This is a genomic window from Streptomyces sp. NBC_01481 (assembly GCF_026339995.1).
Lineage (GTDB): Bacteria > Actinomycetota > Actinomycetes > Streptomycetales > Streptomycetaceae > Streptomyces.
Genome location: NZ_JAPEPT010000005.1, coordinates 696,817 through 713,336 on the forward strand (window position 1 = coordinate 696,817; position 16,520 = coordinate 713,336).

The following is a 16,520-nucleotide window of genomic DNA, read 5'->3' on the forward strand; positions in this document are numbered from 1 at the left end:
CTGTGAGGACATGGGATTGCTGCTCGCCGAGGATGCGCTGGTGGGCTTGCGGCTGCGGCGGCGGCAGGTGATGGCGAGCGTGACCGTAATGGAGGACGAGGCCCGTCGTCGGTCGGAGGTGGGGCTCGGCGCCGTCGACAGCCGGTCCCTCCTGAGGCTGCTGTATGAGCTTCCAGTGGGTATTCCGGTGCCGCTACGCGCGTTCGACACGTACGACCTGCGTGCCTTGCGCGAGGCGCCCCGGGGCGTGGTGGATCTGGACGAGGCGCGCGACGTGGTTGTCAGGCGGGTGGCGCCAGTGGCACGGGTGGAATTGGTGCTCCTACACGGGCATGTGGGGGATGAAGTGGTCGGCCTCGCCTCACAGTTCGGGCCCTTCTGTGCTCGGGGCGCCGTGATTCCGGAAGCGGTGCCCGGGGAGGATGCCGATTTCGATCTGCTGTTGCTCAAAGCCCGCTTCTACGGGGTCGGTGTAGCGCTGGACGGGAGACAGGGACTTCGATGGCTCATGAAGCCTGCCCGCTTTCGTCCGCAGAGACATTCGGCGGCGCAGTGGCTCCTGCACGAGCAGGCCTGGCGTCAGCTGGGCCCGGGCCGCTCGTGACTGCGGGGCAGCGGTAGCGGGCTTGCCTGCCTCCAGGCTCGCAGCACAGAAGGAACCGCGATCTCCATCTCCGCCTGCAGGGCAAGGTCGCGGTGGTAGGCGAAAGCGTCGTCCAGCAGCTGACGCCACCACTCGAGGCGATCCCCGCCGGGGACCGTGGCGGTCAGCTCCTGGTGAAGTGCGTAGAGTTCGCGGGCGCTGTGCTGTGCGGCCGCGATCGTGTCAGACGGCTTGTCGGTGAAGCGGGTCAGCGTCGCTCCCTGGCAGACGGGGCAGTTGCACGTCCAGGGCTCACTGTGGGCGAACCAGTCCTGGAGGGTCGCGACACGGACGTACCTCAGAAGTCGCCCGGCGAGCACACTGGTGAACGGCTTCCAGCTGCCCCCGCCGCCGGTACGAAGGGGGTCCACGCCATGACGGAGGCCCGCTGTCGCCCCCACCGCGGCGCCGAGCGCGCCGTGGACCATGGCGTCGAAGGCGGCCAGGTCGGTGCGCCAGACCAGGAGGCCGGGGCAAGAGCGGCACAACTGCCGTAGACCCTCGACAACTCCTCGATGAATGAGCGGGTCGCGGTCGGACTGCATGATGAGGGCCACCGGGTGGCGGCTCGTCCAGATCTGGGCTGCGAGACGAGGCAGGGATGCCGACTGCAGCCACTTGTAGCTGACAGGTAGGAGGACGACGGTGTCAGTCCGGTCCAGCGCGTTGGCGCGGGACACGACTGCCCGGATTACCTGGTCCCCTTCGTCGTCGTGGTGGATAAAACAGGTCGGCGTTACCGCGAAAGACGTCTTGTTGAGCAGTTGGCCTTCGAGGACTTCGCTGAGCTCGGAGCCGCTCACGCTTTGGAAACCGTTACGCGTGCGGATACCGAAGGGGGCGTCCGCGGTGGCGGCCGCGTACACGTGGCTTTCGTGGTCCATGGCGACGACGAGATCTGGGAAGGCGTTTCTGATTTCCCGGCAGCGGACCGGGGCGTCGACTCCGGTCAGGACCAGCCCGCCGTATTGGCGGTCGATGTGGGGCAGAGTGTCCAACACCGACTGGCTGTTGACCATGGTCAGTAATCGATCGTGGAGCAGAGTCCCGACGGGTTCGAATGCGTCCCTGGCAACCATGCGACCATCCCCCTTGAGGTCTTCCGGTGCGCCCCGCGCACCGTGAGTGTCAGGTGCGGGGACGCGGGCGGACAAGAGGGCCGGGTGGAGGTGGAGCCGTTCTCAGTGAGGCGACCGCTCCCTGAGCAGGCGCCGCCGAGTGCGAACAGTCAGCGGGCGACAGTCATCGTCGCGCTCTGCGACGATCAAGTCTGGGATGGTGGCCGAGTGTGATGGCAGGGTTACATGGATAACCGTTAGGCCGGGTCGGAGCCCCGTCTGGGCTGGCAAGATTGGACATCGCGCACTTGCCGCGTACTCCGAATGCAGCCGACTGAGGGAACGAGAGCCCCGATGCCCACCAGCGAGCTCTTCCTGCGGGATGTCATCGACATCAAGGAAGACGTCCATGCCGGCGATTTCAAGGTGGAGCTCTCCGGGGGCTTCACCGAGACTGACGCCCGCGTGGGAGAGTACGTCGTCACGGATCAGCTCCAGGAGGCGTTCAAGCGGTCGCTCGGGCTGGTCGGTGCGGCTGTCAGGACCGGTAGCTCGCACGCTGCGTATCTCCACGGATCGTTCGGCGCCGGTAAGAGCCACTTCCTCACCGTCCTGCACGCGGTGCTCAACAATCACCCTGCGGCCCGCCGCAAGCCGCGCCTTCAGGAGGTCATCGCCCAGCACGACGACTGGCTGCGGCAGAAGAAGTTCCTGATGGTGCCGTACCACCTCGTCGGCGCGGCAGACCTGGACTCGGCGCTGCTCGGCGGGTACGTCGCGACTGTACGGAAGTTGCACCCGGACCAGCCGACGCCCGCCGTGTACCGGGCGGACGCCGCCATCGCGGACGCGCGCAACCAGCGGGAATTCCTGGCCGACGACGGGAAGTTCGTCCAGTGGCTGGGGGCCGGGGGTGTCGCCGTCGCGCCGAGCGGTGCGGTGGTCGCGATCGACGACGACGAGGACCTCGACACCAGTGGGCTCGATGGCGCGGAGAACGCGCCCGCCCCGGGCGCCTGGACTCCCGCCGATCTCGACCGTGCCTTTGCAGCGCCCGCTGGCGACCCGCATCGTGATGCGCTGGTCTCTGCGCTGCTCTCCGGGCCCATGGCCTCGTACGCCACCGGAGCGCGCGGTGACAAGGACGCCTTCGTGCCGCTGGAGAACGGGCTCTCCGTCGTCTCCCGGCACGCCAAGTCGCTCGGCTACGACGGCATCGTGCTCTTCCTCGACGAGCTGATCCTGTGGCTGCAGGCGCACATGGGTGAGCAGGATTTCGTACGCGACCAGGTGCAGAAGCTGGTCAAGCTGATCGAGTCCGGGGACAGCGACCGGCCGGTGCCGATTATTTCCTTCATCTCGCGGCAGCGGGATCTGTCCCAGCTGATCGGCTCCGATGTCGCCGGCGCAGAGGTGCAGAACCTGGAGCAGCAGGTCGAGTACCTCGCGGGCCGTATCGATGTCGTCGATCTCGAGGACAGCAACCTCATCGAGATCATCAAGCATCGTGTGCTTGCACCGAAGCCGGGCATGGAAGCCGCGCGGGAGACGGCGTTCGCCGCGGTCGAGTCGTCCAAGGACGAGGTACGGCAGGTGCTCCTGGACGCCCACGGGCGTACCGAAGCCAGCTGGGACGACTTCCGGGACCTCTATCCGCTCTCGCCCGCCTTCCTGAATGTGCTGGTGGAGCTGTCGGGTGCGCTGCAGCGTGAGCGCACCGGTCTCAAGCTGGTGGAAGAGACACTGCGGCGGCGCCGGGACGATCTGAAGCTCGGTGAGCTGATCCCGCTAGGCGATCTGTGGGACGTCATCCTGGATGGCACGGGTGAGGCGTTCACCGCCCGGCTGCGCAAAGAGGCCGAGACCGCCAAGCGCTTCCACGACCGGGTGGTGGCCCATCTCATCGAGAAGTACGGGTCCGCGGACAGTCCGCTCTTCAAGGGCGACGAGCGGCTGATCAAGACGCTGCTGCTCTCCGCGCTCGCACCGAACGTGCCCGCCCTGGCCCGGCTCACCGGTGAGCGGCTGGCCGCCTTGAACCACGGGTCCATCAAGGTACGGCTGGGGTCGGCCGGATCGGTGGCGGTCAAGCGGCTGAAGGAACTGCAGGGCGAATTCGGTGAGTTGCGCAGCGAAGGCAGCGCGGACCCCGTCTTCCATCTGCACTTGTCCGATCTTGACATCGAGCCGCTCCTTGACGAGGTGAGCAGCGAGGACAACCTCGGCAAGCGCCGGCAGTGGGTCAAGGACCAGCTGTGGTCGGAGTTCGGGATCGGCGATGCCCAGGCGTTCGTGAGCGAGCGGGACGTCGTATGGCGGGGGACGAAGCGCACGGCCGAGTTCGTCTTCGGCAACGTCTGTGACCCTCATCTGCCCGACGAGCAGTTCAAGCCGCAGATGGGCGGGAACATCAGGTTCGTCCTCGACTACCCCTTTGACGACAAGCACTTCCCGAGCGATGACGTACGCCGCATCGAGAGGATGAAGCAGGAGGGGAAGTATGCGCGCACCGTGATCTGGTTGCCCGACTTCTTCTCCGAGCAGAAGGCGAATCAGCTTGGACGACTGCTGAAGATCAACTACTTGCTGGAGCGGGACCGGCTCGACGACCACACCGCCACCAAGTCGGCGGACGAACGGGTGCAGATTCGGCATCAGCTCAAGGCGCAGAGCGAGAATCTCACCTCCCAATTGGCAGCCGTGCTGCAGCAGTTGTACGGAATCAGCAAGCCAGATCCGGGCAGTGTCGGCGCGGAGGTGCCGGACAATCAGCATGTGTGGTCGCTTGAGCCTGCCTACTCCAGGCCCAAGCCGCAGGCAGGGCTGAGCTTCGAGCAGAACCTCTACGCTCTGGCGGACGGGATGTTCGCGGCTCTGCATCCCAAGCACCCCGACTTCGACCCCGGTCTGACGCGGAAGGCCGTCACCGCACGGGAGTTGAAGACGGCGCTGGAGTGGATCGGGAAGGCGATGGTGGACGGGTCGCGACGGGTTGTCGTCGACGGGCATCACCTGGCCGTCGTCAAGAAGATTGTGCATCCGCTCGGGCTCGGGGAGGTGCACGACGGCCCGCTCAACCTCCTCAGCGACTGGCGCTTGAAGATCAATCAGAAGGCTGCTGACGCCAAGGCTGGCACGGAACTCTCTGTCGAGGACATCAGGCGCTGGATCGCAGATCTGGGCTTCACCGGGCTGGAGAAGAACATCACCAGCCTGATCATTGCGACCTATGCGCTGCTGGACGACCGGACGTGGGTCTACCAGACCTCGCCAGTACCTGCCCCCGAGCTGGAGCGGATCGGCAGTGGATACGGGCTGCGGGCGGTGGAGCTGCCCAGCGAGGAGGAGTTCACGGCCGCTCGAGTGCGTGCCGGGGCGGTTTTCGGTGTGTCTGCGCAGCCGGTGCTTTTCGCCCGGAACGTCGCGGCGCTCGAGTCCCAATGTCGTCGAGTCGTGGACGCGCACCAGCAGGCTGTGGGCGGGGTACGGCGCTCTCTGGAGAAGCACGCCGCCGATCTGGGGCTCGCCGGGGCGGAAGCGGACCGGATGCGGTCGATGCGGGCCGCCGCCGACCTGCTGGCCAGGCTTTCCAGCACCAAGGACGCGACCTCGCTCGTGAAGGAGCTGGCAGCTGCCTCCTACGACGTGACCGACCAGGAGCTGGGGGCGGCGATCAAGCAGGCGCCCGAGGTGCTGGACGCGCTCGACAACACCAACTGGTCGCTTCTGAAGAGCGTGCGCAGCTTTGCCGAGCGCGGCGACGGGGTGGGGGACAGAGCCGAGCGTTTGGTCGCCACACTGCGCGACACCGTCAACGACCACGAGCAGGCCAGGTCGCTCGTACCGGTGCTCAGCCGACTGCAGGACCAATCGGTCGCCCTGGTCACGGAGGCAGCCCGGCTCGCGAACATCGCCCACCCGACCCCGGAGCCGCCCGCGCCAGGACCGGACGACATCAGCCTGACCCGGCACGGCCGTCCCGTCGTGCAGTCCGGGGTGCCGCCGCAGCTGGACCTCGAGCAGGACGAGCCGGCCCGGCGCACGGTCACGCCATCTCCGGGGCCGACCGCCCCGCATGTCCTGGACACGCAGCAGCCCACTCGCGTCGAGTCCGCCCTGGCATCGGCCATCGCCGATGTCCAGGACGAAATCCGCTCGTACGTTGCTGCGCATCCCGGAGTACGGATCGAGATCGCCTGGCGACCGGTGACCGCGGACGACAACGTGGTGAAGGACGAGGAGGCCGGCCACTGATGACCACTGCCGTGCCGCAGGTCAACCGTCTCACCATCGAGGCGCTGCTCGACACGTACGCTGCGGGGCTGCGCGACCGGCGGCTGATGCTGGTCCACGGCCGGTACCCGGCCACCGCTGCCGAAGTGTTCACCGCGAAGATCGGCGGGGAGCCGCGGCGCGTCCACGTCACCGACCAGACGTCCGTGCTCGGCATCGTGGACGCCTGGCAGCAGCACCTCGCCGACGAGGCACGCGAGGGCGATGTCCTGGTCGTGACCACCGGCATCGGCGACGAGCAGCTCGGCTGGGATGTGCGTGGGCATGCCGTGAAACGGCGCATGCTCACGGTCGAGAACGCCGAGATCGTGAAGCAGCGCTTCGGGGCCAAGGAACTCGACCCACGGATGTACCGGGAGACCTGGCTGCTCGAGGCGCTCCTGGACGCCGAGCCGCACGACGGCGGCTGGCAGCGCACCGGCTCCGTACTCACCCGGGACTCGGCCATGCGAGCACTCCTTGTCGCGCGGCTGGGCCTCGCACGGACCGGGACGCGCGAGAGGTCGGCGGACGTCGCCATCGACGCTGACACCCTGCTCGCCTGGTCGCGTTCGCCGGCCGGACCAGCCCGCTTCATCGAGCTGGCTGCCCAGGAGCGTGACGAACTCAAGCACTGGCTGGGTGAGACGGCGGGCGCGGCCGTGCCCGTACTGATGTCGCTGGTCGAGGCCGGACGCGGAAACGACGCCATGGCGCGCGGACTGCTCGGCTCGGCTATGGCCGATCCGGCGACTGGTCCGGACACGGTGCTCGCCGTTGGCGGACTCTTCGGCCAGGTACGCCGAGCCGACGTGCTGGCATTCAGTGACGTCGTGGCCGGCACGCTCACCCGCTGGATCGGCGAGGCGCAGCAGAACGACACCGCCAGGCAGCGGGTGTTCTCCGTCATAGACCGGGCGGATCGGCTAGCTGCCCAAGCGGGGCTGACAGACGCGCTTCGTACGAGCCGTTTCCTGTTGTCGAGCTTTACTGCTCAACTGCGTGATGTGACAGCCGAGGTGGGGTGCTCGCCCGACAAGGCCGAGGTGGCGCTGGCCGAATTGCGCGGCCACGCTCTGGCCGCACTGCATGGTGACCGGATCGCTGTCGCCGCGATGGCCGTTCGCGTCGCGCGCTGGTTGGCGACACCGCAGCCTCAGGTGGAATCGGTGGCGTCCGGGGTCCGTGCTCATCTGGCCGAGTGGGGCTGGGTGGACCGGGCGCTGAATGTGCTGTGGTCGGGCGATCCGGTCGGCGATCCTGTGGCCGACCAGGCCTACCGGGCGCTGCACGAAGCCGCGCGAGCGCGCAGGGACCTTCTCGACGAGCAGTTCGCGGTACGGCTGGCGGCGTGGACCCGTTCAGCGGCAGCGCAGAACCCGGGCGGCTGTCTGCTGGTGGAGAACGTGCTGACCGAGGTCGCGGTTGAGTTGGACAGCGACGCGGCGGCCCCCCTGATTCTGCTCCTCGATGGCATGAGCAGTGCGGCGGCCGTACAGATCGGCGAAGAGGCCGAACGCGAAGGCTGGATCGAGGCTGTACGCAAGCCGCCTGGCGGGATGCAAGCACAGCGGCTGGCCGCCGTATCCATGCTGCCCTCGGTGACCAGGATCAGTCGAGCCTCGCTGCTCACCGGTGGGGCGGTCATGGGGGGGCAGTCCACCGAAGCTGCGGGCTTCGCCGAGTACTGGAAGCAGCGCAGAGGCGAGGGAGTGCTGTTCCACAAGGCATCGATCGGCGGACCCTCCGGACACAGGCTCACGGAGGAGCTGGTCACGGCACTCGCTTCGCATGCCGTGGTCGGAGTCGTGCTCAATACCATCGACGACGCGCTGGACCACGGGCAGCAGGGCGAACGTACCCAGTGGCGGATCAAGGACGTCTCCTTCCTGCGTGAACTCCTCGCTGCGGCCAAGGGATACGGACGCCCGGTGCTGTTGGTTGCCGATCACGGGCATGTTCTGGAACGCGGTGTGAACAGCGGGCCGACCCGGGCCACCGGGGCGGAGTCCTCCCGCTGGCGCACGGGCGCCGCGAGCGATGGGGAGATCGAGCTGTCCGGGCCCCGTGTGCTCGAAGGAGGCGGGATGATCACCGCTCCATGGCGGGAAGACATCCGTTACACGCCCCGCAAGGCCGGCTACCACGGCGGTGCGTCACTGGCCGAAGTGACGGTGCCCCTACTGGTGCTGCTCCCTGAACTGGACTCGCTGCCGAAGGAGTGGCAGGTGCTCCCGCGGGAGCTTGCTACGCCTTCGTGGTGGGCAGAGCCCCGGGCCATGGAAGCAGGGGCGACCGAGACGGGAATCTCTGAGCCCGCAATCAAGGCCAAGCCCTCCCGAAAGCGACCCCAGCCGGTAGGCGAAGGGCTCTTCGCCGAGACCGAAGTCGCGCAGGAACCTGCCACGCTCGGCTCCAAGGTGGTCGCCAGCAATGTGTACCTCGCGCAGAAGGAGTACGTACGCAGGGCGCCCGAGGCGAAGGTCGTTGCCTCCGTCATCGATGCGCTTGCCGAAGCGGGCGAGACCATGTCGCCCGCGGCCCTCGCAGCTGCCATCTCGGCGACCGGACGAGTCAAGCGCAACATCGACGGCTTCATTGCCACGCTGCAGCGACTGCTGAATGTCGAGGGCTATCCCGTGCTCGGTTTCATCGACTCCGGGCATACCGTCAAGCTCGATGTGCGACTCCTGCGTGCACAGTTCCAACTGGAGAAGTCCGCATGACCATGTCCTCCGAGGTCAGTGCCGTACGCCGCCGAGAAGTCGTCGACGCGCTGCGGCGCGGCACGGTGCCACAGTCCGGACTCGACCTCTTCGCGGTCGGACTGGACAAGTTCACGGAGGCCCTCGACGACGACCTCGTAACCGTCGCACGCGGCGGGGCCGCCTTTCACGCGATCCGAGGTGAGTACGGCTCAGGCAAGACCTTCTTCGCCCGCTGGCTGGCCGAGCGGGCCAAGCGGGCGGGCCTTGCTTCCGCAGAAGTGCAGATCTCCGAGACCCAGACACCGCTGCACCGCCTGGAAACGGTCTACCGACGGCTCATCGAGCAGCTGACGACCGCCACTCATCAGCCGAGTGCCCTGCGCGCCATCGTCGATTCCTGGTTCTACACCCTGGAGGAGGAAGTCCTCGACGCGGGAGACGTGGACGAGGACGACACCGAAGAGCTGGCGAAAGCCGTCGACGAACTGATGGAACGCAGGCTTGCAGATGTCGCCCGGACGACACCTGCCTTCTCGGCAGCCCTGCGCGGCTACCGACAGGCGCTCGCCGCAGGAGACGGTGCCACCGCCGAGGCTCTGATTGCCTGGCTGGGAGGACAGAAGTCGGTCGCTGCCTCCGCAAGGCGCTCCGCCGGCGTACGCGGCGACCTGGATCACTTCGCCGCACTCGGCTTCCTGCAAGGGCTGCTGACCGTGCTGCGGGACTGCGGCCATCCCGGACTGTTGCTCGTACTGGATGAGACCGAGACTCTGCAGCGGGTGCGCGGCGACGTGCGGGAGAAAGGGCTCAACGCGCTGCGGCAGCTCCTCGATGAGATCGATGCCGGACGCTTTCCTGGGCTCTTCCTCGTCATCACGGGTACGCCCGCTTTCTACGACGGGCAGCAGGGCGTACAACGGCTGCCACCACTTGCTCAGCGGTTGTCGACCGACTTCACGACCGATCCACGTTTCGACTCGCCGAGAGCAGTGCAACTGAGGCTTGCAGGCTTCGACTTGCAGCTACTCGGCGAACTTGGACGCAGTGTGCGCGACCTGTACGCCGGCGCGGCCAAGCACCCGGACCGGATCACAGGGCGGGCGGACGACGCATACATCGGAGAACTCGCCACCGCGGTCACCGGCGGGCTGGGCGGGAAGGTGGGCATCGCGCCCCGGCTGTTCCTGCGCAAGCTCGTTGCTGACGTCCTCGACCGTGTCGACGAGTTCGACGACTTCGATCCGCGGCAGCACTATGCACTCACTGTCTCCAGCGCGGAACTGAACGAAGTCGAGCGCAATGCGGCGGCGAGCGCCGACGAGATCGAGCTGGACCTGCCGTGAGCGGTATCGACGACCTAGACCCGGTGCTTCTCCACCACATCGTCAACACGCTGGGCTGGCCAGGGCTGCGGCCGCTGCAGGAAGAAGCGATCGCCCCACTGCTCGCGGGTGAGGACGCGGTACTGCTGGCGCCGACGGCCGGCGGAAAGACAGAGGCGGCTTCGTTCCCGCTGCTGTCGAAAATGGCGGCGGAGCGCTGGAGCGGTACCTCGGTGCTGTACGTGTGCCCGCTCAAGGCGCTGCTCAACAACTTGCTTCCCAGGCTGGAGACGTACACGGCGTGGCTCGGGCGCAGCGCTGCCCTGTGGCACGGCGACGTCAATGCTTCGGGGCGCAAGAAGATCCTTATAGGGCGGCCCGACGTACTCCTGACCACGCCTGAGTCGCTGGAAGCAATGCTGGTCAGCTCGAATGTCGACCATCGTGCCTTCTTCGGCGGGGTGCAGGCCATCGTTGTGGACGAGGTACATGCCTTCGCCGGCGATGACCGCGGCTGGCATCTGCTGGCCGTACTCGAGAGGGTGCAGAAGGTCGTGGGACATCCCGTACAGCGGGTGGGGCTGTCGGCGACGGTGGGGAATCCGGAGCATCTGCTCCAATGGCTGCAGGGCTCGGGCGCAGGGAAGCGGCCTGCGCGGGTTGTCGCCCCGCACCTTGCGCAGCCGCAGCTCGAACAAGGGGCCACTCCGCCCGGAGACATCCAGCTCGACTATGTGGGCTCGGTCGACAATGCGGCACATGTGATCGCCGCTCTTCACCGTGGAGAAAAGCGGCTCGTCTTCTGTGAATCGCGTCGGCTCGTCGAGGAGTTGGGTGAGAAGCTGCGTGCCAAGGGTGTGACGACCTTTCTGTCGCATGCCTCTCTTGCCGTCGACGAGCGCAGGAGGGCGGAAGAGGCGTTCGCAGAGGCACGCGATTGTGTCATCGTCTCGACCAGCACGCTGGAACTCGGAATCGACGTGGGAGACCTGGACAGGGTCATCCAGCTCGATGCTCCTGCCACCGTTGCCTCCTTCCTCCAGCGGCTCGGACGCACCGGACGCCGCGCCGGAGCCGCCCGTAACTGCCTCTTCCTGGCGCTTAGTGAGGATGGGCTGCTGGCCGCGGCCGCATTGCTGCTGCAGTGGTCCCGTGGCTGGGTCGAGCCGGTGGTGGCGCCTCCCGAGCCGCGACACATCGTCGCTCAGCAGGTGCTCGCACTGTGTCTGCAGGAGAACCAGGTCGGTGACCACCTTTGGCAGGAGTGGTGGGCCGGCCTCGGTCCCTTCGCACAGCCCGCCGAACCCATCGTGCGGTACTTGGTGGAGGAGGGGTATCTCGACCATGACGGCGGAATGCTGTTCATCGGCCCCGAGGCCGAACGGCGCTTTGGGCACCGGCATTTCATGAACCTCACCGCGGTGTTCACGGTCGCACCCGAATTCACCGTGCTCCACGGGCTGACCGAGATCGGCAAGACGGACCCCAGCCTGCTGACGGAGGAAGTGGATGGGCCGCGTCGGCTGCTGCTCGCGGGCCGCAGCTGGCAGGTCACTTACATCGACTGGCGTCGGCGACGGTGCTTCGTTGAGCCGGTTGACGGGGGAGGCAAGGCGAAGTGGGGCGGCCTGGGATTCGTCCGCGCCACGTCCTACGAGCTGACACGGGCAGCACGTGAGGTGCTGCTGGGTACAGACCCGCAGGTCAAGCTCACGGGGCGGGCGGTCGGCTGCCTGGCGGAAGCCCGTGAGCGGTTCATGGAGGGCGTGCACCCCGGGGGCACTGTCATTCTGCGCCGCCCTGACAACGACCTGCGCTGGTGGACGTGGGCCGGTCACCGCGCCAACGCCACCCTTGCAGCGACACTGGCGAGCGCGGTCGACCCGGGGCAGCGCATCAACGACTGCTGGATCCGGCTGCGCGAAGACCTGACGCCCCAACTGTGGAAGCAGATCGTGCATGACGCAGCGGAACGGCTGTGCCTGCCCGCCGTACACGAACACGCTCTGAAAGGTTTGAAGTTCAGCACCGCGCTGCCTCCTCGGCTGGCGGAAGCCACTCTCGCAGCGCGCCTGGCCGACCTGGAGGGCGCGGCCGCGGTCCTGGGAGAACCTGTCCGATTCGTGGGGCAGGTTGACTGACGTACCAATGCAGCTACGGGGCGAGCGGCTGTGAGTCGGGCGACGAGGCGACAGCGGCCAGATCCCGCGCCGATGTCTGCTGGGGGAAACCGAGAGGCGTCACGCTCACTGGTACCGCGGGGGCGAGCAGCTTGCCTGCCGACTGATGTCCTCGGGCGTCCGACACGACGATTCCACCGGTCCACTTGCCCGCGGGGGACAGATAGCGGTGCTGGAGCTTGCCCAGCCGCGGGCAGTGCCGATCGCGAACGTCGTGAAAGCCTGGGTGGCAGTGGACATTCGCGGTCAAGTCGCCGGCGTACGTCACTGCTGCGGCGGGAGCCAGAATCGCGGACACCAGAAGGTCGGCAATCTGCAGGCCCAGGTGGGTGTTGCTGTGGCCGAAGACCGGGGACTCGGGCAGGTGGGGCATGCGATCCCCACCCCTCCCGAACTTCTGGGTAGTCACACAGTGCACATTGCCCATGTTGTCGGACGGGTTGCGGCTGTCGAGGACAGCGATGCCGCTGCCGGAACGCTCGGCGAGATAGTGCTCGAAGTTCGCACAGAGCGCGGTGACCGAGGATGCGTACATGGCCACGGCGTCATTGACGACACCGTCCTGCTTCACCCAGAGGCGCGCCATGACTGTGCAGTCCCGTTGCTCAAGGATGTTCAGGAGATGGTCGAGGAATCCATGCGCCATGCGACGCTGGTTGCGGCCCGGCCGACGAAAGCACTTGCGGATCGTCTCGCCCTTGATCTCGTGATGGACGACCTGGCTCAGTGTGGGCAGCTTGCGCAGCTCCGGCCTGAACCGCTTCTTGAGCGCGATGAAGTCCCACGCGAGGGCCTTGATCTGGGCCTCTGGGACGGTGAATCCGCCGATCGCCATGACAGGAACCGAGTCGGCAACAGCGGGGTTGAGGACCTGACCGGTGCCGGATTCGTCTAAGTAACACACGTACAAGAGCCGCCCCCTGCTACTGAAACAGCTATGGCCGACCCCAGATCCCTGGGGGACGGCCATAGGAAGTGCCACGCCGGACAGAGCCCGGTCGCAGCGTGGTGTTCGTTCTGCTGAGCAGCCTAGGCGACTGCTTTCCACTGGGCAACATCCCGAACCCGCAGGGGAGTTGCGGCGACTCAGCCAATGTCCGGTGGCTTGAATGCATCGGTGTAGGGCGAGATCCCGCTACCGAGAGCCTCGGCGACAGCAGTAAACCTGTTCAGCGCTGCCTGGAGGTCTTCGACGATCTCTCGGGCGATCATCTCTGGCGGCAGGAGGCCGGCGGGGCCGTCGAGCGCCGGGTCCGTCGTCCAGGTGATGTCGAGGTTTACCCGATCGCGAGCGATGAGATCGTCGTAGCCGAAGCACTTGAAGCGCTCGGTCTCCACCCGCTCTGTACGGGACTTGCCCGGCAAATACGCCTCTACGAACTCCCTCAGGTCTCCGCGGTGCAGCGGGCGACGCTGTTTGGGCGTGAAGTGCTTGCCCGTGCGGAAGTCGTAGACCCAGAGCATTGAGGTGCTGGGCTCGTCCCCTGCGCGAGCGGGCTTCCTCTCGAAGAACAAGACGTTTGCCCTGACCCCACCCGCATGGAAGATCCCGGCAGGTAGACGGAGGATTGTGTGAAGGCTGAACTCGTCAAGGAGGCGACGGCGTACCTTCTCGCCCGCCCCGCCCTCGAACAGTGCGCTGTCCGGGAGAACGACTGCGGCACGACCGTTCACCTCCAAAAGCGACATGGTGTGTTGAAGAAAGTTGAGGTGCCTGTTTGCTGTGGCGGCACAGAAGTCGCCCCGCGCGTAGGAGATGCGCTCTCGCTCGGCTTTGCCGTCCGAACCAGCGATGGTCATCGCGGACTTCCGGCCGAAGGGCGGGTTGGTGAGGACGAGTGACGCCTGCCGGCCGGGCTTCGTGGCGAGTGCGTCGCCCGCGGCGACGAGAGGGAGGCCGTGGAGACTACCCATGCCGTGCAACAACATGTTCATGGCAGCGAAGCGGGCCGTGCCGACGGTCGGCGCGGTGCCCCAGATCTGGCCCGACCCAAGGGCGTTGCGCCGATCATGGAATAGGTCCAGCATATGGTGCTTCCGGAGGTAACCGTGCGAGGCGACGAGAAAACCGCCGGTGCCGCAAATAGGGTCAGTGATGGTGTCGCCCGGCTGTGGCTGCATCACGTCGACGATGGCGCCAATGAGGGCCCGTGGGGTGAAGTATTGACCGGCGCTTGTCCTGGTGTCCTCGGCGGCATTGGCGAGTAGACCTTCGTAGACCTCCTTCATGCTGTGGACCGTCCAATCCTCCTTGCCGATCAGGTTGACAATAAGTCTTTCGAGGAGGGTTGGCTCTGTGATGCGGAGCCGGGAGTTGGCGAAGATCGTTCCAAGGGTGGTGCTGGGGTCCTTGCCAAGCTCGGTCAGGATCTTGCGGTAATGGGCTTCGAGTTCCGGGCCCGTCTTAGCGGCGAGGGACTGCCAGCTGTATGCGGCGGGTACGACGAGGTGGGGCTTGTTCCTGGCGATCTCGTCGGCCATCTTGAGGAAGAGTAGATACGTGAGCTGTTCGACGTACTCGATGGTGGACAGGCCGTGGTCGGTGAGGACATTGCAGTAGCTCCAGAGCTTGGCGACTACTGCGTCGCTCTTGGAGCCCGTCTGGTACGAGGTCGCGGGGATCACAGCTCGAACTCCAGCTGAACGGCGTTGACGGGGAGGGATGTTGCGGCCGATAGGGGTGGTGGCGCAGATGCCTGCAGACGGGGGCGTTGTATAGGCCTGGCTTTGCTACGGCCCTGTGATTCCCGCGCGGCGCGAATACGGTCCAGGAGAACGGATGCGGGTTCCTCAGCCGGGTCCTGGGGAACGAGCTGGGCGCTGAAGGCCTGGTCCAGTACCAGACTCCGGAGACGCTTTGCCTGCGCGATGGTGCGTTCCAGCGTGCGGTCCATGGCATCGGCGTCGCGCACCAGCTTCCGGAATGCCGCTATTAGCCGCTTCTGGTCCTCCACTGGCGGGATGGGAAACTCGACAGACCTTAAGCGCTGTGCCGAGAGATGGGCGATGCTGGTACTGCTGTGTGCCTCGCGCATAAATCGCCGAGCGTGCAGGTGGTGGCGAAACACTATGAGTGCCCATTCCGGCAGCACGTCGGGACGCGACCGGAAACGCAGAAGGCTATTGGTAAATGCAACATTCGGTGGAGTTCCCCTGTAGAGGGCGGGCCGACCCACCAGGTGCGGGCTCTGCCCTTCGTTGAGGAGAACGTCACCAGGTTGCAGTCGATATCTCTCGAAAATCCCAGAGAAGTCCATCTCCATGACGTCCGAGGTGTCGATGCGGTCCTCGAAGACGTTGGCGACGCGCAGGTATGGGTGCATGTCCGTGCCGTGGTGCCGGTCAGGGTGGCGTTGCCGACCGAGCTCGACGGTGCCGGCCTCGCCGACGGTGCTCATTTCCCATGACTCGGGCACGCGCTCGGGTACGAACGACAGAAGTGTGGACTTGCGGAACGCGATTACCTTCAACCGCGCGGATTCCAGCGCCAGCGCGGCCATGTCTAGGTGAGACAGGTGGCCTTCGAGGGCCGCGACGATGCGATGCTGCTCAGCTTTGGGAGGCACCGGTAGCCTGATGCCCGCAATGGCTGAATGGTCAATTTTTGGCATCGAGCCCACCAGCCCCTTCGCGTTTGCCTTCAGGTAGTCGCGTACCTTCCTGCTGCGCAGCATGAGAGCTGCGAAATTGGGCGTGAGGCAGGAATTGACCCTCACACGAACTAAGAGGTCTGGGTAGATTGCCCAGTTTCTGGGGCCGTTGTACAGGGCCGACGTTCCAATGAGTTCGGGTGTGTTCGATCGCTGGACAAGGATGTCACCGGGTTCCAGCCAGAGATCCTTCACGCGTAAGGGATCTGCCGAGGTGACCTTCGTGTTTTCTTCAGTGAAGTAGTCGAGAGTGACAGCAGTCAGTTTTAAGGTGCGAATTCCGTCGCATCCCTTCGCACGGCTTGCCGAGTGCCCATTGCGCAGGGGCTCTCGGAGTAACTCACCCAGCTCGGCTGCAGCCCACCCCGATGGAAGTTCCATGTCGAACAAGCGGTTCTCTATTCAGCTCGATCCGAAGCGACGTCGCTCGGTCGCGATGCTCAACCGACAGGCTCGATCGGAAAGGCGGGTTGTAGGAGTCCTCGGCGGGCTCGTTCTGTGGTGTGGCTGGCCGCCGTGGGCGACGTCGTCTCGGCCTCGTCCAGCTGATCGTTGTCGACCAGGGGCTCTCCGCGCAACAGCCAGGACACCTTCCTGGTGTCCCGCGGCGGCGATTGTTAGGGCGCCGCTCGGGTTGACGACCAGCTCTATCCCGATCAGTGCTCTGCAATGACAAAGAGCCGGACC

Annotated in this window: 9 protein-coding genes; 5 read left to right on the forward strand and 4 right to left on the reverse strand. The window is 66.1% G+C overall.

Translation table 11 applies throughout. The features are described 5' to 3' along the window. Positions 1-10 precede the first annotated feature (10 nt). A complete protein-coding gene (locus OOK40_RS29210) occupies positions 11-604 on the forward strand; it encodes a hypothetical protein (protein ID WP_266487408.1) in 594 nt (197 codons plus the stop codon). On the opposite strand, the gene OOK40_RS29215 is transcribed toward OOK40_RS29210, so the two are convergent. Beyond that, positions 580-1,722: a hypothetical protein gene (locus OOK40_RS29215; protein WP_266487409.1), complete on the reverse strand. Its 1,143-nt coding sequence runs from the start codon at positions 1,720-1,722 to the stop codon at positions 580-582. The two genes, OOK40_RS29210 and OOK40_RS29215, sit on opposite strands and share 25 nt — an antisense overlap. A 333-nt stretch (positions 1,723-2,055) precedes the next feature. On the opposite strand from OOK40_RS29215, the gene OOK40_RS29220 reads away from it, so the two are divergent. Genes OOK40_RS29220 through OOK40_RS29235 form a run of 4 tightly spaced genes read left to right on the forward strand, consistent with a single transcriptional unit; the run spans position 2,056 to position 12,144 of the window. Then, on the forward strand, positions 2,056-5,955 hold the full coding sequence (locus OOK40_RS29220) for a PglY protein (protein ID WP_266487410.1): 3,900 nt from the start codon (positions 2,056-2,058) through the stop codon (positions 5,953-5,955). Beyond that, a complete protein-coding gene (pglZ, locus tag OOK40_RS29225; protein WP_266487411.1) occupies positions 5,955-8,699 on the forward strand; it encodes a BREX-2 system phosphatase PglZ in 2,745 nt (914 codons plus the stop codon). Before OOK40_RS29220 ends, pglZ begins: the two co-directional genes overlap by 1 nt. Beyond that, positions 8,696-10,024, forward strand: coding sequence for a BREX system ATP-binding protein BrxD (gene brxD, locus OOK40_RS29230; RefSeq protein WP_266487412.1), 1,329 nt, complete (start codon positions 8,696-8,698; stop codon positions 10,022-10,024). The genes pglZ and brxD overlap by 4 nt, the downstream gene beginning before the upstream one ends. Continuing rightward, positions 10,021-12,144 carry a DEAD/DEAH box helicase gene (locus OOK40_RS29235; RefSeq protein WP_266487413.1) on the forward strand — a complete coding sequence of 708 codons (2,124 nt, stop codon included), beginning with the start codon at positions 10,021-10,023 and terminating at the stop codon, positions 12,142-12,144. Before brxD ends, OOK40_RS29235 begins: the two co-directional genes overlap by 4 nt. Positions 12,145-12,157: 13 nt before the next feature. Here the strand turns inward: OOK40_RS29235 and OOK40_RS29240 are convergent, their stop codons facing one another. The 3 genes from OOK40_RS29240 to OOK40_RS29250 all read right to left on the reverse strand — a co-directional run bounded on the left by OOK40_RS29240 (position 12,158) and on the right by OOK40_RS29250 (position 16,223). Then, positions 12,158-13,153, reverse strand: a complete 996-nt coding sequence (locus OOK40_RS29240; protein WP_266487414.1) for a DUF3800 domain-containing protein — start codon at positions 13,151-13,153, stop codon at positions 12,158-12,160. Positions 13,154-13,269: 116 nt separating this feature from the next. Then, complete coding sequence (locus OOK40_RS29245) at positions 13,270-14,808, reverse strand: class I SAM-dependent DNA methyltransferase (protein ID WP_266487416.1); 1,539 nt, start codon at positions 14,806-14,808, stop codon at positions 13,270-13,272. Continuing rightward, positions 14,805-16,223 (reverse strand): restriction endonuclease subunit S, encoded by a 1,419-nt coding sequence (locus tag OOK40_RS29250; protein WP_323136129.1) that lies wholly within the window; start codon positions 16,221-16,223, stop codon positions 14,805-14,807. The genes OOK40_RS29245 and OOK40_RS29250 overlap by 4 nt, the downstream gene beginning before the upstream one ends. Between the last annotated feature and the right edge of the window lie 297 nt (positions 16,224-16,520).